Origin of the sequence: Neobacillus sp. GCM10023253, from assembly GCF_042653105.1 — a bacterium.
Classification (GTDB): domain Bacteria; phylum Bacillota; class Bacilli; order Bacillales; family Cytobacillaceae; genus Neobacillus; species Neobacillus citreus.
Genome location: NZ_JBHSHV010000001.1, coordinates 39,698 through 61,416 on the forward strand (window position 1 = coordinate 39,698; position 21,719 = coordinate 61,416).

Annotated in this window: 19 protein-coding genes; 15 read left to right on the forward strand and 4 right to left on the reverse strand. The window is 39.4% G+C overall.

Annotation, left to right across the window (positions count from 1 at the left end; translation table 11 throughout):
• Nucleotides 1-10 precede the first annotated feature (10 nt).
• The 4 genes from ACFPA1_RS00245 to ACFPA1_RS00260 all read left to right on the forward strand — a co-directional run bounded on the left by ACFPA1_RS00245 (nucleotide 11) and on the right by ACFPA1_RS00260 (nucleotide 4,319).
• Entirely contained in the window at nucleotides 11-355 is a 345-nt protein-coding gene (locus ACFPA1_RS00245) for a TIGR04076 family protein (protein ID WP_378580747.1), read from the forward strand.
• Nucleotides 355-1,404: an aldo/keto reductase gene (locus tag ACFPA1_RS00250; RefSeq protein ID WP_378580750.1), complete on the forward strand. Its 1,050-nt coding sequence runs from the start codon at nucleotides 355-357 to the stop codon at nucleotides 1,402-1,404. Before ACFPA1_RS00245 ends, ACFPA1_RS00250 begins: the two co-directional genes overlap by 1 nt.
• Before the next feature lie 58 nt (nucleotides 1,405-1,462).
• On the forward strand, nucleotides 1,463-2,926 hold the full coding sequence (locus tag ACFPA1_RS00255; protein ID WP_378580753.1) for a Na+/H+ antiporter NhaC family protein: 1,464 nt from the start codon (nucleotides 1,463-1,465) through the stop codon (nucleotides 2,924-2,926).
• Between the two features lie 1,063 nt (nucleotides 2,927-3,989).
• Nucleotides 3,990-4,319 (forward strand): hypothetical protein, encoded by a 330-nt coding sequence (locus ACFPA1_RS00260; protein ID WP_378580755.1) that lies wholly within the window; start codon nucleotides 3,990-3,992, stop codon nucleotides 4,317-4,319.
• A gap of 622 nt (nucleotides 4,320-4,941) precedes the next feature.
• Here the strand turns inward: ACFPA1_RS00260 and ACFPA1_RS00265 are convergent.
• Entirely contained in the window at nucleotides 4,942-5,076 is a 135-nt protein-coding gene (locus ACFPA1_RS00265) for a PepSY domain-containing protein (protein ID WP_378580777.1), read from the reverse strand.
• Nucleotides 5,067-5,267, reverse strand: coding sequence for a PepSY domain-containing protein (locus ACFPA1_RS00270; RefSeq protein ID WP_378580779.1), 201 nt, complete (start codon nucleotides 5,265-5,267; stop codon nucleotides 5,067-5,069). The genes ACFPA1_RS00265 and ACFPA1_RS00270 overlap by 10 nt, the downstream gene beginning before the upstream one ends.
• Before the next feature lie 111 nt (nucleotides 5,268-5,378).
• On the opposite strand from ACFPA1_RS00270, the gene ACFPA1_RS00275 reads away from it, so the two are divergent.
• The 3 genes from ACFPA1_RS00275 to ACFPA1_RS00285 all read left to right on the forward strand — a co-directional run bounded on the left by ACFPA1_RS00275 (nucleotide 5,379) and on the right by ACFPA1_RS00285 (nucleotide 8,627).
• On the forward strand, nucleotides 5,379-6,122 hold the full coding sequence (locus ACFPA1_RS00275; RefSeq protein WP_378580756.1) for an amidohydrolase family protein: 744 nt from the start codon (nucleotides 5,379-5,381) through the stop codon (nucleotides 6,120-6,122).
• A 196-nt stretch (nucleotides 6,123-6,318) separates the two neighbouring features.
• On the forward strand, nucleotides 6,319-7,914 hold the full coding sequence (locus ACFPA1_RS00280) for an ATP-binding protein (protein ID WP_378580757.1): 1,596 nt from the start codon (nucleotides 6,319-6,321) through the stop codon (nucleotides 7,912-7,914).
• 11 nt (nucleotides 7,915-7,925) lie between these two features.
• A complete protein-coding gene (locus ACFPA1_RS00285; RefSeq protein WP_378580758.1) occupies nucleotides 7,926-8,627 on the forward strand; it encodes a response regulator in 702 nt (233 codons plus the stop codon).
• A gap of 92 nt (nucleotides 8,628-8,719) precedes the next feature.
• Here ACFPA1_RS00285 and ACFPA1_RS00290 read toward each other — a convergent pair whose 3' ends face one another.
• Nucleotides 8,720-9,763 carry a tripartite tricarboxylate transporter substrate binding protein gene (locus ACFPA1_RS00290; protein WP_378580759.1) on the reverse strand — a complete coding sequence of 348 codons (1,044 nt, stop codon included), beginning with the start codon at nucleotides 9,761-9,763 and terminating at the stop codon, nucleotides 8,720-8,722.
• Nucleotides 9,764-10,059: 296 nt separating this feature from the next.
• Between ACFPA1_RS00290 and ACFPA1_RS00295 the strand changes: the two genes are divergently transcribed.
• From ACFPA1_RS00295 to ACFPA1_RS00305, 3 genes are all read left to right on the forward strand, one after another.
• Complete coding sequence (locus ACFPA1_RS00295; RefSeq protein ID WP_378580760.1) at nucleotides 10,060-10,512, forward strand: tripartite tricarboxylate transporter TctB family protein; 453 nt, start codon at nucleotides 10,060-10,062, stop codon at nucleotides 10,510-10,512.
• 48 nt (nucleotides 10,513-10,560) lie between these two features.
• A complete protein-coding gene (locus tag ACFPA1_RS00300; RefSeq protein WP_378580781.1) occupies nucleotides 10,561-12,066 on the forward strand; it encodes a tripartite tricarboxylate transporter permease in 1,506 nt (501 codons plus the stop codon).
• A 291-nt stretch (nucleotides 12,067-12,357) separates the two neighbouring features.
• The gene (locus ACFPA1_RS00305) at nucleotides 12,358-13,515 is read left to right on the forward strand and encodes a trans-sulfuration enzyme family protein (RefSeq protein WP_378580761.1); all 1,158 of its coding nucleotides are present in this window, start codon (nucleotides 12,358-12,360) and stop codon (nucleotides 13,513-13,515) included.
• 137 nt (nucleotides 13,516-13,652) lie between these two features.
• Here the strand turns inward: ACFPA1_RS00305 and ACFPA1_RS00310 are convergent, their stop codons facing one another.
• The gene (locus ACFPA1_RS00310) at nucleotides 13,653-13,895 is read right to left on the reverse strand and encodes a hypothetical protein (protein ID WP_378580762.1); all 243 of its coding nucleotides are present in this window, start codon (nucleotides 13,893-13,895) and stop codon (nucleotides 13,653-13,655) included.
• Nucleotides 13,896-14,212: 317 nt separating this feature from the next.
• Between ACFPA1_RS00310 and ACFPA1_RS00315 the strand changes: the two genes are divergently transcribed.
• From ACFPA1_RS00315 to ACFPA1_RS00335, 5 genes are all read left to right on the forward strand, one after another.
• Complete coding sequence (locus ACFPA1_RS00315) at nucleotides 14,213-16,504, forward strand: ATP-binding cassette domain-containing protein (protein ID WP_378580763.1); 2,292 nt, start codon at nucleotides 14,213-14,215, stop codon at nucleotides 16,502-16,504.
• 144 nt (nucleotides 16,505-16,648) lie between these two features.
• Nucleotides 16,649-17,803: a serine hydrolase domain-containing protein gene (locus ACFPA1_RS00320; RefSeq protein ID WP_378580764.1), complete on the forward strand. Its 1,155-nt coding sequence runs from the start codon at nucleotides 16,649-16,651 to the stop codon at nucleotides 17,801-17,803.
• A gap of 141 nt (nucleotides 17,804-17,944) precedes the next feature.
• On the forward strand, nucleotides 17,945-18,310 hold the full coding sequence (locus ACFPA1_RS00325) for a J domain-containing protein (RefSeq protein ID WP_378580765.1): 366 nt from the start codon (nucleotides 17,945-17,947) through the stop codon (nucleotides 18,308-18,310).
• A 206-nt stretch (nucleotides 18,311-18,516) separates the two neighbouring features.
• A complete protein-coding gene (locus ACFPA1_RS00330; protein WP_378580767.1) occupies nucleotides 18,517-19,413 on the forward strand; it encodes an oxidoreductase in 897 nt (298 codons plus the stop codon).
• A gap of 774 nt (nucleotides 19,414-20,187) precedes the next feature.
• Nucleotides 20,188-20,355 carry a heterocycloanthracin/sonorensin family bacteriocin gene (locus ACFPA1_RS00335; RefSeq protein WP_378580769.1) on the forward strand — a complete coding sequence of 56 codons (168 nt, stop codon included), beginning with the start codon at nucleotides 20,188-20,190 and terminating at the stop codon, nucleotides 20,353-20,355.
• The last annotated feature ends 1,364 nt before the right edge of the window (nucleotides 20,356-21,719 follow it).

Consider the following 21,719-nt stretch of genomic DNA (forward strand, 5'->3'; position numbering starts at 1 on the left):
GTAGGTGCCAATGGAAGATAAATTTACGCTATATAACTTAAAAGTAGAGGTTGTCGCTACCGATCAACCAATGGTATGCGGGCATAAGGAAGGGGACTATTTCTTAGTGATTGGGGAGGACCTGATCTTCCCGGAAACGAATTCATTTTCCATGTATGCTTTAAGCGCGATTTTGCCATTACTGCCGGCAAAGCAGCGGCCATTGCACGCGAATGACTGGATGTTGTCTGACAGTCTAATTGCCTGCCCAGATCCAAACTGTGGTGCCAGATTCAGAATAACCCGCACCGGAACGAAAGAATTTAGTCATGCTGAATGCACAATAGAACCTATACATAAAGGAGATCAACCATAATGGCAGCAGAACGATTTGAATTAGCAAAAGATTATACAATCAGCAGAGTGATCAACGGTTGCTGGCAGCTGTCGGAAGGCCATAGCTTAGAAACAAAGTTAGATATGCAAGATGCTATGAAGGCCTTCCATATGCTTGCGGAAAGAGGATTTACGACATTTGATTGTGCAGATATCTATACGGGTACGGAAGAATTCCTCGGTGAATTTTTAACGGAACTAAAATCTGGGAGCACCCTTTCACCGCATGATATTCAAATCCATACTAAGTATGTACCGGATATCAATTTGCTTCGTGAGGTGGATTACAACTACACAGAAAAGATAATTGACAGAAGCCTCCAACGTCAAAAACGAGAAGTCTTGGATCTGGTGCAGTTTCATTGGTGGGATTATGATGTGCCTGGCTATATTGAGACAGCGGGAGATCTGTTGAAACTTAAAGAAAAAGGAAAGATCCGTAATATCGCCGTTACCAACTTTGACACGAAGCATTTGAGCGAGCTCGTTGATGCCGGTATACCGATTGTGTCTTGCCAAAATCAATACTCGGTTTTTGATCGACGTCCAGAAAAAAAATTACTCGATTATTGTAAAAGCAACGGAATTTCCCTGCTATGCTACGGTACATTGTCAGGAGGTTTGCTAGCGGAAAAATGGATTGGCCAACCATCGATTCAACCGGAAACACGCTCACATGTTAAATATTTTCAGGTGATTGAGGATACCTTGGGTTGGGATGACTATCAGGAATTATTGTTAATGCTGCAAAGAATCGCTAAAAAGTATTCAGTCAAGGCTTCTCAAATTGCTACAAAATATATATTAAGCCGACAAGGCGTCGGGGCATCTATTATTGGAGTTAGAAATAGCCGGCATGTTGAGTCCAATGCGCAAATATTTACGTTCGAACTCGATCAATCCGATATCGATGAAATCAAACAATTCTTAGGCCACTATCCAATCTTGGAGGGCGAACCATTTGAGTTAGAGCGTACGGTTGGTTCAAAGTATCGCAATATTATGAAGATGAATTTAAATGAAGAGTAAGCGAGAGTGTATGTTTAGTCTAGAATAGAGAGTTTAGTAGAGGAGAGGGAGTTTAGATATGAATCAGAGACTTGAATTTAGAGGTGGATGGGGTACTGCGTTTATTCCAGTCGCGATCTTTCTGTTTTTTTGCGTATTGTATTTTATCGTCTTTAAAGCGTTTGAAATGTATGCTCTCGCAATGGGTGCTTTCGTCGCACTGATGGTCGGTGCCCTTTTTGTAAAAAAGGGTCACTACGATCGCTTCTGGGATTCGGTCTATGACGGCGTAAAGGAAGCCGTTCCGATTGCCATTTTGCTGTTCGTCATTGGGATGTTCTCGGAGTTGATCAAAAGCACGAACATTTCATCAGGTTTCGTATGGCTTGCCGACTTGCTGGGCGTGGATGGGGGACTATTCACGGCGTTCACATTCCTAGCAGTTTGTGTCATTTCTACTGCTACAGGGTCATCCATTGGGACCATGTTTACTTGCTTCCCAATTTTCTATCCGGCAGGAGTATTGTTGGGATGTGACCCTGCTGTTCTTGCGGGCGCTATCGTCAGTGCTTCTATTTTTGGTGATAACTTAGCGCCAATATCAGATACCACGATCATCTCTGCAGGAACTCAAGCATACACAAAAAAGGAAGGGTTTGCTGATGTGGGGGGCTGTGTTGCCAGCCGGCTGAAGTATTCCTTGGTCGCAGGTTCTATCTCTTTTGTTCTGTTCTGGATCTTCGGCGGAGGTGGCACGGTAGGTGATGGCGCTTCGGAAATTCTTACGAAAAGCATGAATCCTACCACACTGGTCATGCTGGTTCCGGTAGCCGTCATGTTAATTGCAGCCATCAAAACTCGCAATATCTATATAGCTATTACAATAGGTATCATTTTAGGGACGATAACAGGTCTGGCGTTTAATCTGTTAACTTTCGACAATGTGATCTCAGTTAAGGATGGGGCTCCGAAAGGATTCCTAACGGGCGGGATCAGCAGCATGATGGCAACCGTCACTTTGGTTATTTCAGTTTACGGTATCATGGGTGTGCTCAATGGTGCAGGAGTACTTGAAAAAGTCACAAACGGCATCCTTAACAGCAAAATGGGCAGGACAGTCCGCGGGGCTGAGATCGCCATGATGTTAGGCATTTCGTTTACCACTTTGATCTTCGGTGGCGTCACCAGTGCATCGATGACGACATTTGGAAAGGTACAGAATGAGATTGGCAAACGTGTTGGTTTGCATCCATACCGTCGTGCTTACCTGCTGGATGGTTTTGCGAATGCGATTGTTCTAGTCATCCCATTTTTAAGTGTGTTTGTATTCATCGGTGCGTTGCTTTCGAAAGGGTATGATTTTGTTGCACCGCTATCACTAACACAGGTCAGCAGCGGCATGATCTACTGTATGGTCCTGTTCTTGGTTCTATTGTCCTCTGTATTAACGGGATGGGGCCGGGAATATGAAGGACCTGGCGGGAAAGTGGTAAGAAATTCTCAAGAATTGAAGCATGGGGACGGTTCTCGTGCTTCAATTTAAACAATTGCATAGGGACGGTTCAAAATAATGTTGCTGGTATTCTGATTCCCGCGTCTAGGATCGAGAGGTGGGTCCGCACTTATCGGTTGGGGGATCAGGTTAAACACCCAAGCTGAAAAATAGACGGAAAAATTTCGCTTATTTAGTGATTGCTATTAAAAAAGGCCTAAATAGACGGAGAATTTTCGCTTATTGACTTTAAAAATGCAAAAATGGGGGANCTTGCATAATCGAAAAATCTTCCCTTATTTACCGCAAAACGAGCTCTTTTCTATATTTAACCGTAAAACATTCGCTTATTTTACTTTTGCTGGTTACTCGATTAAGGACAAGGCATCATATTTAATAGGGAGTGAGTTTTTCCAAGTTAACGGTGAATCGTATCACAAATAAGTGAGGTTTTATATAAATAAGGTTATTGTATTACTAATAAAGAAACTCGCCAATTCTAATGGCGAGTTTTACTTTTTTGCCAATACGCCGCTTGTCATTTTGGCACTATTTTAAGAAAAGTACCTCAAAACGGAACCCTTTACTAGTTTGGTGTGGAGGTTTTTTTATTGTTTGATATATATAAGTTAAGCTTTAAATGATTGGGGGGCTGACCCCGTTTTTGCTTTTAAGGTACAAATGGTCTTCTGAAGAAGATGTTCACATAAATGTAGAAAAGATTTAGAAAAGACTAATTTTATTTGAAATGTAATGTGATATTATTTTTTCGTAGGAATGTAGCAAGATGGAAACAAGACAAATAAAAATAAATAATTCCGCTTCTGTCCTTCATAATTTCCCCATCAAAACCACGGTATCATGGAATCCTTAAGAATGTAACACCTCATGAATTATTCAAACGTTTCCGAACACCCTCTTAATTGAATCTCCACATTTTTCTACCGTAGTATCCTTTTTCCTTGCGTAATGTTTAAACAAAAGGTTCTGAATATATAAACAAACGTGAAAGGAGTGATAAGACATGTAGTTTATTTATTATCATTTTTCAACTTCCTAAGGCGCAGTATATCATTTCTGGTTTACAAATTTATTTTTGAAGGAGGATTATAAAATGGGTCACGATATTTCAGGATACAATAAAGCAGGAGAAGAAATTGCTTATGCGCGGTTTAGCATGGGGAATTATAATGCTATCTTACTGTACAGTTTTTTTGATGCAAATGATTACAATGCAGGAGTTAGTGGATCAGGTGACAGTTCTACGTACTCAATACAACAAATTGAAATGGCCTTGAATTCCTACAATCATTTATTTGATAAAAGTGATTCCCTATCAGATAATGATTCTTTAAATTGGGATCAAAAACAAATCCTGAATTTTATACTAAACTGTTTAGCAACAGCTCAAAAAGAGGGAAGTGTAAGAGTGTTTTTTGGTTAATTTTTGAAGACTGTTACTGAATTACTCCATTTCGCTGCCGATCTCTATAGCTATTCAAAATAGCCATTACAGCCAATCTTATGTATTTATTTTCCCCCCAAAAAACACCTGCTAGTCTTAGACATATATTCCTTACTAACAAAACCACACCTTGTACTCTATTAAATATCTCTATCGACAAGCAGCATAACATTCTTCAGTTTTATATGATGTTTTCTATTAAACCAATTAATGAAAGTGAGAAGGAAATAATGAAGCTTTCATATGACGGATAACTAGTTTCAACAACTCTAATATTAGGAATTTTTAATGTACACATTTGTAAAGAGGAGTATCAGGGATGAAGAACGAATAGGTGCATGGGGACGGTTCTGTTGCATCATTTTTGTCCAAAGACAAAAATTGTTGATTTAGGATAATGGTTATATATCAACTTCATACTATCAACATTTTAGAACGGATATTGTTTCTAAATTGGACAAAATATGTGAGGATATTGAAGAAGTATTATGGTCAAGGTCTACTTTTAGCTATAAAAGAAAAATGGTTTGAACAACCTCCTCAAGTAGTAAATAGAAAAGTCTAGTTAATATCGAACTCGAGCGCTCTGACATCGAAGAAATCAAACAATACTTAGAAAACATCCAATATAAGTTGGTGAACCGACTAGCTGCCCTTCCTCATCATCCAATTCTACTTTCGTAATGGAGCCTTTGATTGCATCCAGTGCTGTTTTCTTGGCGCTTTCTAATGAAATAGTTGCTGAAAAGCCTTGAGGGGTGTAGCGCCATCGTCATCATCCTCTTTATCCAGTATTTCATGTTCAAATTTTAAAGCTTTACCGGTTGCTGCATTTACATCCACTTCAAATTCTTCATTTTGCTTGATGATCGCGATTTCATATTTAGCCGTGCCGTTATCCTGCTCTAGCTCGCACTTTGTGACCAGAGCATAATAGGTTGATAAGTTTTTCTTATTGAATTATATAAAAAACATTGAATTTAATTAATTCTGAAAATAGAGTACCCTTAAATAAACTCTATTCTGCCGGAGGTATAAATGAAAATTTTTGATTCTCACCTACATATCATTGACGAAAGGTTTCCATTAATACCAAACCAAGGATATCTTCCAAACTATTTTTCCTGCGATGATTATCGAAAGAGTGTCAATCAGTTGAGTGTGGTTGGAGGAGCGATCGTTTCGGGTTCATTTCAAGGCTTTGACCAGTCCTATTTGATCGATGCCATTAAAACACTTGGTGAAAACTTTGTTGGAGTTACCCAGCTTCCTTATGACACCTCTGATGAAGAAATCATTAGACTGAACCAATTAGGGGTAAAAGCACTTCGATTTAATGTTAATCGTGGAGGTTCCGAAGATATTTCACGTTTGGACTATTTTTCGAGAAGAGTTTATGAATTGGTAAATTGGCACACAGAAATCTATATAAGCTCCACTCAATTGCCAGAAGTAGCAGCCATTATTGAAAAACTCCCCGCTGTTTCAGTGGACCATCTTGGCTTATCCAAGGATGGATTTCATCATCTTCTTTCATTGGTCGATAAAGGCGTTAAGGTAAAAGCAACTGGTTTTGGAAGAATTGATTTAGACCCAATCGGTGCTATCAAAAGTATTTATTCTTTAAATCCAGATGCCCTGATGTTTGGAACTGATTTACCATCAACCAGAGCCAAGCGTCCTTTCGAGCTTGCTGATGTTGATTTGATTATTCATAATCTAGACGAAGAACAGGCCGAAAAAGTTTTATACAAAAATGCACTTAACTGGTACTTAAAATAAGGAATCAAGTCCCGGCCTTCATGGATAGGCCGGGACTATTTTATTGTTTACGCCCTTAGTAGTGGCTACCGCATGAACATGAATTTATGGAGGAAATATGTCTATTTTTATCGTATAATGGAGCATATAAAAAAAAGAAAGTATAATACCCCAACTCCTGTAATGGCAGGACTTCTTTTTGAAAGCGAGGCAGATTTTGAGAAAGTTGTTTAAACAGCCTAAACTACTTACACAATTAATTGGATTTATTTCACTTGTTGTGTTTATTATGGTCCTATCTGAAAGCGTTATCTTTTCTTCTATCATTGAAAATATGACAAAAAAGTCGCTTGGAAATCAAGCGATGACGGTGGCGAAGATGGCAGCTCAGAAGGAAAAAATTATTCAGGCCTTTGATGATGCAGACCCTTCTTTAACGATTCAGCCCATTGCTGAGGAGATTCGCAAATCAACTGGCGCAGGATATGTGGTTATTGGCAATACACAAAATATTCGTTATTCTCACCACAAAACGGAAAATATCGGGAAAACGATGGGGACGAGCAACCGTCAAGTGTTTGAAGAGGGTGCTTCCATTATATATGAAGGAACTGGGATATCAGGAAGAGCAATCAAAGCAAAAACCCCTATTGTTAATAAAGATGGAGTGATTATTGGTGTTTCCTCTGTTGGCTTTTTAACAGATGAAGCAGAGAGAAGAGTGAGAGAGTACCGCCTTAAATTATTTCAAATTTCAATCTTTATTTTTATGATTGGCATAATAGGGGCTATTATTATTGCTAGAAAGGTGAAAAAGCTAATTTTTAACCTTGAACCGGAGGAAATTTCATTTTTATTTAAAGAAAAGGAAGCAACGATTGAGTCGATTAGGGATGCAACAGTCGCAGTCAATAAACATAATGAAATAACATCCATTAATAAGCGGGCAAGAGATTTATTAAAGGATGATCAGGTTGAATTGGGCGGCAAAGTTGTGAATAGCCGGCTGAATAGCATGATTCAATCAGTCATTCAAACAAATCAAAGTCTCATTAATCAAAAATTCCTGCTTGGCCACCAGCTTTATTTGATAGATGTCGCCCCCATTATACTAAAACAGCAGCCGAGCGGAGCGGTATTAACCATCAGGCCAGTATCAGAAATTGAAGAAATAACAAATGAGGTCACACAAATTAAGAGTATCTCAGATAATATTCGTGCACAAAACCATGAATATTTAAATAAGTTAAATACGATTTATGGGCTGATTACACTAGAGCAGTATGATGAAGCAAGGGAGCTGATCTCCGATGAAGTGAAGGAGCGTCAGGATATTGTTGTTTTCTTAACTTCTTCTGTGAAAGATCCATTTATTGCCGCCTGTCTCCTTGGTAAGATTAATAGATCAAAAGAATTAAAGGTACAACTTGAAATTGATGAAGAGAGTAATTTAGTACAGATTCCGTCGTCATTTAACACAAAATTGTTCGTGACAGTTCTTGGAAATATTATCGATAATGCCATGGAAGCTGCAAGTAAGGTCAAGGGTGAACGGGCACATGTAAAAGTATCGTTTACCGATTTTGGAAGTGACATCATTTTCGATATTGAAGATAACGGTGGTGGTGTTCCTGCCGAATGGCAAGAAAAGATTTTCTCTGTCGGCTTTACGACAAAGGATGGGGAAAATCACGGTCTTGGATTGGTAATAGTGAAAAATATAATAGATTTGCTAAATGGAGAAATCTATTTATCTACCAGTGATTTTGGCGGCGCAAGATTTACGATTGTGATCCCGAAAGATATGGTGTAAGGGGGGCGGACATGTTGAAACATCCGATTCAAGTCATGATTATCGAAGACGATGAAACCGCGACAAAAATTTATGAGAAATTTACGCAAAAAGTAGATGGATTTCAGGTAGTAGCCACAACTAGTACAGGAAAACAGGCGCTGGAATTGATTAATGTCTTTACGCCGGATCTTATTTTATTAGACGTATTCCTCCCGGATATGAAAGGAACGGACCTTTTGTGGGAAATTAGAAAACAGCTGCGTGGTGTTGATGTAATCCTGATCACCGCTGCGAATGATGTGGATACATTAAGTGAGGCGATCAGAGGCGGAGCATTCAGCTATTTAATGAAACCTATTATGATTGATAAGTTTTTAGAAACACTTAAACAATATAAAGAATCAAGATTGGCGTTGTTAAATTTAAAAACCATCGACCAAGATGATGTGAACAACTTTTTTGGAAAGAACAGCCAGACAGAACCGGAGGGAGAGGATGAAAAGGTAAGAGAATTACCGAAAGGAATTGATAAACATACGTTAAAGAAAGTCAGGCAGAGTATGAAGGAAACGAAAGCTAGTATAAATGCTGAAGAGTTAGCTAAAGTGATTGGGGCGAGTCACTCCACCGTAAGACGATACCTGGAATATTTGGTTGCGAATGATGAGATGGAAGTAGAAATTATCTACGGAACGATTGGAAGGCCAGAGCGTAGGTATCGAAAGAGGTAATGATAGGAAAGCCCGCATAGGAATGAAATGTTAAAAACCGGATGTAAGCGACTTCCATGGTCGGTTGACATCCGGTTTTGTTTAGCTAGTGCTTATTTTTGCATATTTAAGGATTCAAGAATTTCTTGTACCAATACTTCCTGCTCTTCTAAAAACTTCTTAAAATCTGCAGAGTTTTTGTAACCGTCTTCCCAGCCATTTGTTTCTAGGACGGTTTTCCACTCAGGCTTTTGGGTCATTTCGGTTAATGTTTTATTCCAATAATCAACTGCATATTTTGGCATTTCTTTTGGTCCGAACAGGCCGCGCCAGATGGTAAACTCTGCATTAATTCCTTCTTCCTTATAGGTTGGAATATCTGCATAGTCGCCTTTAAGTCTTTCAGGTGAAGATACGCCAAGGACTCGAACTTTCCCAGCCTTTAAATATTCTCCAGTACCTGAAATGTCGGTGGCAAGGAAATCGGCATTTCCGCCAAGAAGGGCAATCATGGCCTCACCGCCGCCGTCATAGGAGACATATTTAATTTTTGTAGCTGCCACACCAGCTTTTACTGCCGGAAGCATGGCTACTAAGTGATCTTGTGAACCTGGAGCAGAGCCGCCAGCCAAGGTGAAACTTTCCGGATTTTTCTTCAAATCAGCAAATAAGGTTTTCAAATCTTTATATTTTGAATTGGCAGGAACCACAATGGCTCCATAATCTTTTGTCAGCTGTGCCAAAGGTGTTAAGTCTTTATAAGAATAGGGGCTGTTTGCTTCTTTCCGCAAGTTATTAATAAGTAATGGAACAGAAGGCAGGTACAAGCGGTAAGGGTCTTTAGGATCCTGACTGATAAAATCAGCAAGACCGACAGCTTGACCGCCGCCAGGTTTGTTTTCAACTGTCATAGGCTGTTTTACCATTCCGGTTTCAGCCAATACTTTTGTTAATGAACGAGCTGTGGTATCAAGACCGCCGCCTGCGCCTGATGGTGCATTAATAGAAATTGCTTTTTCAGGATAAGCAGGGTCTTTCTGTTTTGTACCGCTGCTTGCTTCTTTAGAGGACCCTGACCCTCCGCAGGCTGTCAAACTGAGAGCTAATGCTCCGCTTACCAATACACTTCCCCATTTTTTCCATTTTAAAGATATCATATCTCTTCCCCCTTTTGTTGGTAGCGTTTTCATTGTTAATCCTACCATCCTCGATAATTTGTGAACAGTTTATGAACATTCATTGAATAAATCTCATAAACTATCTTTTTTTTCATATTTTTCACGGAAATTGGTATTCTTCTGTGAAAAATATGAAAATAATAGGAAAAAATAAAAACTATTTTCTTTATGATTAAAAGCTTCTCTTGCTTTTAAAATTCGATGATAATTCTAGAAAGCGATTGCAGTCGCAGGTTGATTTAGTTTTGTCCATTTTCAAAAGAGGGGGTTAACAGATGAGCATCAAATTCGACCGCTTTGCTTCTGTGTTATTTCTAACAGTGGGAGTGCTCTTTATCATCGGGAGCAAGCATATCGCCAACTCTTCTTATGGCAGTGTTGTCGGTCCTGATATTTTTCCTTTAATACTTGGAATTCTCCTTGTATTGTTAAGTATCCGTTTGTTTTTTGAAACGTTTATTGGTCAAAGACAAAATGAGAAAAAAGAAAAGCTGCAGTATAAACCGTTTTTAATCATATTTGTTGCAACATTGCTTTATATTTTGACGCTAGAAACGATTGGCTATGTGATTACCACCTTTCTTTTTCTATTTGTTTGCTTTCAGACGATGGAACGTACAAATGTAGTAAAGTCTATTATTATTTCCGCCTGTTTTTCAGGTTTTGTTTATGTCTTATTCGTTGAAGTGTTAAAAGGAACACTGCCAGGCTGGCCGATTTGGTTTTAAGAAAGCTAGGAGAAGGGAGGACGAAAGTTGAGTACAATCGATTATTTAATGCAGGGATTTAGTACAGCATTTATTTGGTATAATTTGCTTTTTGCGTTTGTTGGGGTGTTAATCGGTACAGCAGTAGGGGTGTTACCAGGGATTGGACCGATGAGCGGGGTTGCGCTGCTGATCCCCGTGACAGCATCTGTAACAGGGGGGCTTCCGCCAGATCAGGCCGCAACGAGCGCCATCATCTTGTTAGCGGGAGTCTATTACGGAGCGATGTATGGTGGTTCCACTACTTCGATTTTATTAAACACGCCAGGAGAATCCTCTTCTGTTGTCACGACGCTTGATGGCTATCAGATGGCCAAGAAGGGAAGGGCAGGGAGCGCTTTATCGATTGCGGCGATAGGCTCGTTTGTTGCAGGGATTATCACACTAATAGCGTTGATTGCCTTAGCCCAGCCATTATCATCAGTTGCCCTTAAATTTGGCCCGGCAGAATATTTTTCGCTCATGCTTTTAGGGCTCGGGGCAGTAAGTGGTTTAGCGGGAAATTCGATAACGAAAGCATTAATTATGACGGTCTTGGGGCTATTGCTTGGAACAATCGGAATTGACAGTGTGTCAGGGATTGCTAGATTTACCTTCGATGTACCATGGCTTTATCAAGGACTTGAGTTTTTAACGATTGCGGTTGGATTGTTTGCACTAGGGGAAGTATTCAAGACCATCTTAGAAAAAGAAGAGGAAGATGGTGATATTGCCAAGATCGATAATCTACTTCCCTCTAAAGAGGAGTTTAAGGAATCGGCAGGACCGATTGCCCGTGGATCACTCTTAGGTTTCTTTGTTGGAATTTTGCCAGGTGCAGGTGCAACATTAGCTTCCTTTTTTTCTTACATTCTTGAAAAGAAGATTTCGAAAAATCCTGCTAAATTCGGAACAGGAACAATCGCAGGAGTTGCTGCCCCTGAATCGGCAAATAACGCGGCATCTGGAGGCGCGATGATTCCGTTGTTAACACTAGGAATTCCCGGTTCGGGGACAACGGCCATTTTAATGGGCGCCTTAATGATGTATAATGTGCAGCCGGGTCCGTTATTATTTGAAGACCATCCACAGGTGGCATGGGGTTTGATTGCCAGCATGTTTATCGGAAATGTGATGCTGCTGATCCTGAACCTGCCGCTCGTCAAAGTTTTTGCGAAAATTATTGAAACACCGAAGAAGTATTTAATCCCCATGATTATCGCCATCTCGATATTTGGGGTGTATGCCGTGCAGGTTTCTACTTACGATCTTTTGCTTTTACTAGGCTGCGGTATCTTTGGATACTTTCTTAGTAAAAACGATTATCCGATTGCCCCGCTCGTACTCGGCCTCGTTTTAGGGCCAATGGTTGAAAATAATTTACGAAGAGCGTTAACTATTTCCAATGGGGACTACAGTGTATTTTTCACACGCCCCATCTCACTCGCTTTTCTCATCATCACCGTTCTATGGCTGATTATACCGTTCATGATGAAAAGAAGAGGAAAAGAAGTAATCATTAATATAGAGGGGTAATTTTTGAAGCAGGGGAAGGTTCCCCTGCTTCGTTTTCCTTTTTAGGACATAAGGTAATATCCCTCCCAATTTTGAAAAAAATATTATCAATATTGCTAATGTGGCAAGTTTGATAATAATTATGTTTTGCATGCCACCTTAGCGAAAATGAGAATAAATAAAGAAATTTAATAGTAAAACTGTAGATTTTATAAGGTTTACAGAGTTGGCATAACTTCTGCATATACTGCTAATAGGAAGAAATAAAAACGGCAGCATTTCAGATTCACTAAAATTAGGAGGCGTCATTTCATGAACTATTCATCAAAACTGGTAAAAGTAAATAAAGATCCAGGGCATGGCTCACACATCGCCCCTGTTTATTTGACCTCAACATTTGTTTTTGACAATGCAGAAGTAGGAGCACAACGTTTCGCAGGAGAAGATCCAGGATTTATGTATTCACGCCTGGGTAATCCAAATGTAAGAGAACTGGAAGAGAAGGTAGCAGAATTGGAATTTGGTGAAGGTTGTTTGGCTTTTTCATCCGGAATGGCTGCCATTACCGGCTGCCTTTTTGGTGTTTTGCAGGCGGGAGATCATGTGGTTGCACACACAGCGTTGTATGGGGCGACACACGCATTTCTATCCAAAACGGTAAAAAAGTTTGGAATTGATGTAACATTTGTACCGTTTAAGACAGGGGAAGAGCTGGAACCACACATTACAGATCGAACAAAAGTGGTCTACTTTGAGACCCCATCCAATCCTACACTTTTCTTAGTGGATATGAAAAGTGTAGCGGCGGTCGCTAAGCAAAAAGGAATCTTGACTGTTGTTGATAATACGTTTTTGTCCCCCTATTTACAAAATCCTATTCAATGTGGAATTGATATTGTCGTCCACAGTGCAACAAAATACTTGTCGGGTCATGGATACCTTATTGGCGGACTTGTGATTTCTAGCAAGGAAATAATTGAGCCGATGCGAAAAGAAGTGCAGAAGACGATGGGAGCCAATTTGTCCCCTATGGATGCCTGGCTTCTCTATCAAGGGATACGTACATTACACATTCGCATGGATCGCTCACAAGAAAATGCACAAATTTTGGCGGAACGCTTGGAAAAACATAAGGCTATAGAGAAGGTTTACTTTCCAGGATTAGCTAGTTTTGAAGATAAAAAAATCATGGAGAAACAAATGAAAGGTCCTGGAGCAATGATTTCTTTTGTCTTGAATGGGGGATACGAGGCTGGTGTTAAACTTATGAATTCAGTAAAACTGAGCACTTTAGCAGTTTCCCTGGGGGATGTAGGTACATTAATTCAACATCCAGCTTCGATGACACATGCAATCATCCCTAAGGAAGAAAGAGAAAAAGCAGGTCTCGATGATGGACTCGTTCGTTTTTCGGTCGGAATTGAAGATGTAGAAGATATCTGGAAGGATCTCGAAATGGCCTTGCAATAACGGTGCGGCTTAAGTAGATGCATGGGGACGGTTCTGTTGCATCATTTTGTCCAAAGACAAAAATGGATGCATAAGAACCGTCCCCATAGTTACTGAAATATTAAATATGTCTAAAATCCGCCACTCCTACCAGTTCCTCATAGTCCGTATTTTCTCAATTCTTCGTTTATGTCCATTATACAAGCTGGATTTTCAGTAGCATGATACAAAACTAAATTCGTCATGAATAAATCATAAGATGATTCCATAATAGGAATGAAATCTTCTAAATGTTTCATTTCATCATATGGAAATTCCGCGCCGACTACTTCATCATGAACCAACCCATTTTTGATTTTCAATGGGCGATTATGAATCATATCCCAAACGTATTTTCCCATATTACCAGCTCCCAGTGTTTATTTTCCCTATATTGTAAGATGTAAAAATAGGCACGTCTACAAAACGCAGACCCTTTGATCACACTGGATTTTTCATTTTATAAACAAGTAAATAATTTATCCCATAATGTCTCATGGCAGAGCTGATTTTTGTTACAATGGCAGTAAATAACTTTGCTAAAAAATGGGTATACAGGGGAGTATCATTAGAGGATTGAATGGAAGGGGATTTAGGCAAAAACAGTAATTCTATTAATAGGGTTTTGCCTTATTCAAATGAAGTAATACTGGTAGATAAAATCAGAAAGGATGGCAAAATGTCTGAAATGAAAGATGAAATCATTTTAAGAGGGCTTAAAGAACATAATTTAAAAAATATAGATTTAAATATACCAAAAGAAAAAATCATCGTATTTACCGGTCTTTCAGGCTCAGGAAAGAGCTCAGTCGTCTTTGATACATTAGCAACGGAAAGCAGAAGACAAATGACGTTGAACTATCCTCTTTATGTGAGAAATCAAATGCCAAGATACGAAAGACCCCACGCCGATCTGATGCAAAACTTAAGCCCGGTTATCGTAGTAGAACAAAGGCAAATAGGGGGCAATTCTCGCTCAACAGTAGGCACCTATATGGATATAAATCCATTAATTAGACTGTTGTTCTCGAGAATAGGAAATCCGCCAATAGGGTCTGCCAACGATTTTTCGAGCCAAAGTTCCTTTGGCAGATGTCCTGAATGTGGCGGATTTGGGGAGGTAATTGCGCCCGACCTAAAGAAGATGATTGATTTCGATAAGTCACTACGGGATTATGCCGTGAAATTTAAGCCATTATCGCCTTCAGGCTGGCAAGGCCATTGGATGATGACCTGCGGATTATTCGATCCGGATAAACCATTAAAGGACTACTCAGAAGAGAATCTCCATCTGTTTTTATATGGTCCCCAAGAAGGTGAAAGAGCCTATGCGCCGTTTCATACAAAAAATGGACCTCATAACGCAGAATGGGATGGGTTATTGCCTAGATTTACGCGCGTCTATATCAATAGAGACATCTCAAAACTAAAACAAGTATCCCAAGATGACGTCTTAGCCGTATCAACACATTCATTATGCCCGACTTGCCAAGGTTCAGGCCTAAACCCAGAGGTATTAAAATGTAGAATAAATGGCCTAAATATCGCAGAATACGATCAATTAGAGCTTCCAGAAATACAGGAAGAACTAAAGAACATAAAAGATCCTATGGGAGAATCAATAGCCCGACAAGCAATCCCGCATGTAAAACAACTAGTCGACATGGGACTAGGATATTTGAGCCTATCAAGAAAAATGGGCACCCTGTCCGCTGGCGAAGCCCAAAGGGTAAAAATCGCCCGTCATTTGGGGAGCAGTCTCAACAATATTACCTACATTTTCGACGAACCAAGTGCGGGACTTCATCCAGAAGAAGTGGATATGTTAATACAAATGCTAAAAAGGCTAAAAGACCAACATAATACTGTCATCATAATCGAACATAATCTATCAGTCATAAAAGTAGCGGATGAAATAATAGAGATGGGTCCTGGAGCAGGTGTAAATGGAGGGGAAGTTGTCTATCAAGGAAAATTGGAAGGGCTAAAAAACTCTCCCACCGCCGCAGCCCTAAACCACAAGCTAAAAATAAATAAATATCCAAGGGATATAAAAAGTTATTTTTCAATAAAAAGAGCAAGTAATAATAACTTAAAAAATATAAGCGTAGATATTCCTAAAAATGTTTTAGTCTGTATAAGTGGAGTATCTGGTTCAGGTAAAAGCTCCCTCATGTTGGAAGCCTTCACGGAAAAGTATCCGGGAACCATAATGGTAGAACAAGGCGGCATAGGAATCTCCAGCCGTTCGACCCTGGCTACATATATGGGAATAATGGACGATATTCGCACCATATTTTCAAAAGAAACCGGACAGCCAGCAGGTTTGTTCAGCTTTAACTCGTCGGGAGCATGTCCTATCTGCAAAGGAAAGGGAGTCCTGACTCCAGAAGTAGCATTTGCAGATCCGGTGACAATCCCTTGCGAAGCGTGCGCCGGAACGAGATATTCAAACGAGGCACTATCATATCGATATCGAGATAAAAATATAGTGGAGATTTTAGATTTAACAATAGACGAGGCTATTAATTATGTTGAAATACCAAAAATCATAAAAAGAGTGCAAACGCTAAAAGATGTAGGATTAGGGTATCTGACCTTAGGACAGACGACAAGTTCCCTAAGCGGAGGAGAAATCCAACGTCTGAAACTCGCAAGCCACTTACAAAAAGAAGGGCAAATCTACTTATTAGACGAGCCATCCTTAGGACTACACACGGAAGATAATGAAAAACTCCTAGACGTATTTCAAAAGCTCGTAAACAGAGGAAATTCTGTCATCATAATCGAACACAATCAAAACTTTATAGCGGCGAGCGACTGGGTAATCGAATTGGGTCCAGGAGGAGGAAAACAAGGCGGACAAATTATATTCGAAGGCACACCGGAAGAGATGTTACATGCAGAAACATTGACAGCGAAATGGTTAAGGGATGGAGTTAGCAAACATTCAGGACAGGCGGTATGGTGATATTATAGAGTTCAAGAGGTGCTAGGAGTATTGAACAGAAACATAAAGAAGGCAAATAACACCCTGGGTGTTATTTGCCTTCTTATGTTTCTTGTTTTACTAATTTTAATTAGCAGTCATCTAACAAAAAAGGAGAGGAAGCAGTTGGAATACTTAGATAGATTAAGCTCGTTATTAAAAAGATTTGTAGAAAACGGTCCTGCAGGCTGTGCTTTATCAGTCATGCATAATGGAGAAGTTGTGTTTGAAGATTATGTTGGCAATGAGGACATGGAAACGAAAAAGCCGATTGCACCCGACACCATTTATCGAATTTATTCAAACTCAAAAGTGATTACCTGCGTGGCTGCTTTAATGTTATATGAGCGCGGCCTCTTTTTGCTAAATGATCCGCTTGAAGAGTATTTGCCAGAATTTAAACATCCTCAAGTCTATCAAACTGGCAAAGATAATGAGCTTGAAATAGTACCTGCCACAAGGTCTATTACCGTTAAAGACTTATTTACGATGACTTCCGGTCTGACATACGCAGGAAACCAGTTTGAAACGGAACGCCAAGTGGCCAAGAGGTTAGAAACAGAAGCTGAACGCGAGGATTGGAATGTACGAAGCTTGTCAAAAACCCTTGCATCCATTCCACTCGCATTTGATCCGGGGACCCGTTGGCATTATGGATTTAGCCATGATATTCTTGGCGCCCTGATTGAAGTGTTGTCCGGTAAAACCTTTGGTCAATTTTTAAAGGATGAAATCTTTAAGCCGCTTGGAATGAAGGACACATTTTTCAAGATTCCTGAGGAGAAGAAGCACCGGCTTTGCAGCTTATATGACCGCAGCGAAGAAGGTCAGTTAATCAAAAATACCAGCATGGATTCGCGATACCAGCCGGGTACTCTTATTGAAAGCGGAGGAGGGGGACTTCTGTCTACGCTGGAGGATTATAGCCGCTTCGGGCATATGCTGGCGAATGGAGGAGAGCTGGATGGTATTCGCATTTTAGGGCGGAAAACCATTGAGCTCATGTCTACCAACCATCTATCACCAGAACTTTTGCAGCATTATAATTGGGATGCTCTGAAAGGTTATGGGTATGGCCTTGGTGTTCGCACGATGATCAATCCAGCCGCCGGGGGCAGCAATAGCTCGTTAGGCGAATTTGGATGGATGGGCAGGGCCGGTACATGGCTAATGGTCGATATGAAAGAAAATTTATCAGCTGTTTACATGCAGCAAATGGTTCCGAACTTTGAAGCAGTTCACCACCCAAGGCTGCGGAATGTTATATATGGTGCGGTTTAGTTAAAGTACGCTGTTAACTCCTGTATTTTGAAAATGGATATTTTAGCGGTTTTAAAACATGAATATTTCATAAACAAACAGAATACTATTTTGGAAGGATTAAAAAGGGCAAGCAAGTAAGCAAAAGAGGGTGGAAAATACATGGGATCCTTTAGAAATTACTATCGTATTTTAGACGTGCCCTATGATGCAACCTTTACTGAAATTAAAGAAGCTTATCGAAAAAAAGTAAAAGAGGTACACCCAGATACAGAAAAAGGGAACGCTGAACAGTTTAAACGAGTCAAAGAAGCATATGAAATTCTTAATAACGCTGAAAAAAGAAAGAAGTATGATAATCTCCTTTTTTACGTCACACATAAACTAAAACAGGAAGCTCCCGCTTCCATAAAAATACTAAACATGCGGAAAAGCCGAAAACAGGGTACCCTTTCATCTGTATTCATGAATGCAGCTATTATTTTAATTGGAATTCTAGGTAATGTATATTTAGATAAAAAGAAATAGAAAAAATATACGGTTAGTTTGAATGCCTGTCACATCCCCCATTTCGCCGAATTATTCGGCCCGGGGCGTGATAGGCACTTTTTTATTCTGAAATTAGTTCTCTCACCTTGTTGCTTATTCTTTATAAATTGACATAGATTGATAACATTGTATTTCATCATATTTAGATATAATGAATTTAAACAAATTTGTGGAGGTATTTCTATATGCTGGAACAAGACTTGACAGGCAAAAGGATTGTCATTACCGGAGCAAATAGCGGGATTGGCTTGGAGGCCGCTAAGGTTCTCGTTCAAAAAGGTGCTGAGGTTATTCTGGCGGTCCGTAACGAGCAAAAGGGGGCGATTGCCAAAGAAACCATACTAAGTGGGAATCCGAAAGGTTCGGTTTTGGTGATGGGCCTCAATTTGGCTGATTTAAGCAGTGTGAGGGAGTTTGCACAAAATTATCGCAGCCGTTTTGACACATTGGATATTTTAATCAATAACGCCGGGGTAATGGTTCCGCCATACCAAAAAACGAAAGACGGCTTTGAAATGCAATTCGGCACCAACCACTTAGGCCATTTTGCTTTAACTGGATTATTGCTGCCATTACTAAAGAAAACGCCTCATTCTCGTGTCGTGACACTGAGCAGTATTGCCCACAGAGGCGCACGTATCTTTTTTGACAACTTGGACGGCTCCAAGGGCTACAAAGCGATGAAATTTTACGGGCAAAGCAAGCTCGCTAATTTGTTGTTTGCCAAAGAATTGGATCATCGATTAAAGCGATATGGAATGGCGACAAAAAGTTTAGCTTGCCACCCAGGCATTTCCTCCACAAACCTGTTCAAAATCGGGAATAAAGATGCTCCTGGATATGTAAAGGCTTTAATGAAGCTATTTCTACAGCCGGCTGAAAAGGGAGCCCTTCCGACACTCTATGCGGCAACAGAAACGAGCTTAAATGGAGGGGAATACATAGGTCCAGATGGAAGGGGTAACCGAAAAGGGAACCCAGCGATTGAAACCCCTCGATCAGGTGTATATAATCCGGAAACCATGAAAAAATTATGGGATGTTTCTGAGAAGTTAACGGGAGTGACTTTCGATTTTAGGTGATGACCAATAAAATATGAAGTTATCGGAAAAAAGAGCAAAATCGGTAGAAACCTATTTGTGTCTAAGTGGGAATATTAACCATATAAAGATGAGTACAACAGGATACAGGTGAAACAATACCGATTGCATCAAATGATTCAGAGGAAGGGAAAGCCAAAAACCGTCGAGTAGAAATTGTGATAAATCCAAAATAATAGAATGGAATAAACTCATAGTATACTAATATGTTCTCCCCAGACCAGCGATATCAAAGAAGAATGATGAAAAGGCGGTTTTCCTAGCAGGAAAGCCGCTTTTTTTTTATGAAAGGCACTGTGAAAGAATACTGTTGATTTTATCCAAAGAAAGAGACCGTTTAGAGCGTTTTTTTTTAGTATGTCTTCTTGAACTAAAGCACCCAGGATTAAGTATTATACTTCACAATCTTACTCCGATACAAACAATGGTAGAAGCCCACCTTTAGTTTCCAACAAGAATAAGGTTGACAGGTTCTTCATTCAAAATCAAATCTTCCCTATAATGGTCCTTAGTTAAGAAATAAAACAAGTTGAATAAAATTAGCCGCCATCTTTGCTTCCAGACACAACATTTTATGATACTTTTACCATGAAATAGGCTTTTTAAACAGTAACAGCCACCTAAAAGTAAGCATAGTTTGTTGAAGAGAGTACACGTAATATCTCTTAAATACACATTTCTGACATAACTTCTTCGTTCAAATCTCTTGTTAAGTGTCAGTATAACCTAATTATTAAGTAAACGGGGGAGGAAAAAATGCACAATTTTTACAATGAACTTCAAACTTTGGGGATGGGTAATTTCCAGGTTGGTCAGTTAATTCCTATGAGGCATCAGAGTCAGGACCCGCGAATATTTGTCGGTATGCCTTGCGGAGGCATGATGTGGGGCGGCATGATGTGTGGTGGCATGATGTTTATTTAGCTGTTTTGGAGGTTGGTAAATCTCATCAAAAAAATGTTTTTTTATGTAAAGAAGTGTCCCTACATGGGCGCTTCTTTGTTGCTTTGCTCCTTTTTTTAAATAAAACCCCATGTTGCATCCATTAATGTGAACTTTACTGCACAGTTGGTTGTATACCCCGTTTTATATAAATATCGGTAATTTAATAAACTAGGCATCCATCCAATCATATTTAGATGAACACTCATAATTTACTGTAACTTTGAATGAGAGGATGATATTAATGGTTTACTACATATTGTTGCATCACTACCATCCATGGTATAAACCAATTGTCGTTCCATTTATTCCCCCATCTCCGATATCACCAGTTGTTATTTCCCACCGAAATTTGAACGAGTATGGTTTAAAATACCCTTATTAGATAAGACTGCCGTAACAGCAACTAGATCTTGCATGTTGAGGCTGGTCTTCCCCTTACAGATCGTCAAATTCAAACCTTATATCAAATTAAATCTTATTTTGACAAAGGAGTACAGTTCAAAAAGGTATAGCATATTTTAAAATGAGAAAAAACTCTAACAGTATTAAAATGCTATTAGAGTTTTTTTATACGGTTAGGGAGTTTTTGGTGTTTTACCAAGCAAGGATATAAAGAGAGATAAAAAGGAAGATAATAAACGCTTAAAGTAATGACTGTAATAAACAACCATCTTTGATACCGAATGATTCTGAGAGGGTCAAGTGACCCTTCTAAGTGCAATTTCTTTTGCTTGTTCCAAAGTTATTCTTTGCCTAAACATAGGGGCTGGGTTAAATAGAAATTTCCATACATTAAAAACATCCTCCTCGTAATAAATGCAACTCACTTATTCATATGTATTGGACTATTGTCGTGTTTTAAATTTTAAAAAATGTGTAAAAACCCTGATTCATTAAATTAAGAAGGTGAATATGTTATTACATAACCAAATTTTCTCCATTTTCCTTAACCATCCTTATTGGATGGTATTGTATTAGATGAAAGCTTCAAAGCCATATAAAAGTGCTGCTGGAACCCCACAAAGGAAAGTTGATTCTTGCTCTTTAAACAGAACACATCAAATTTGACAATTATAAATGACAATGATGTAAATGATGGGCAAATGGTTGACCCAGGCATACTACCTGGAATGCAAGGTCAATCTGTTTAAAGTAAGGGGTTGGATTTAAATGGTAGTTTAAGTACACTTTTTCAAAAATCTACAACAAAAACATCCTCACTAGCTGAAAAATGACAAAGCCCTTTTCATTGAAAAGGGCTCAGATTGTAGACAAAAGGCATTCGAATGATCCCATTCGGATGCCTTTTTGTCGGATTTTTGCTCGTAAGAGCAAAATTTATG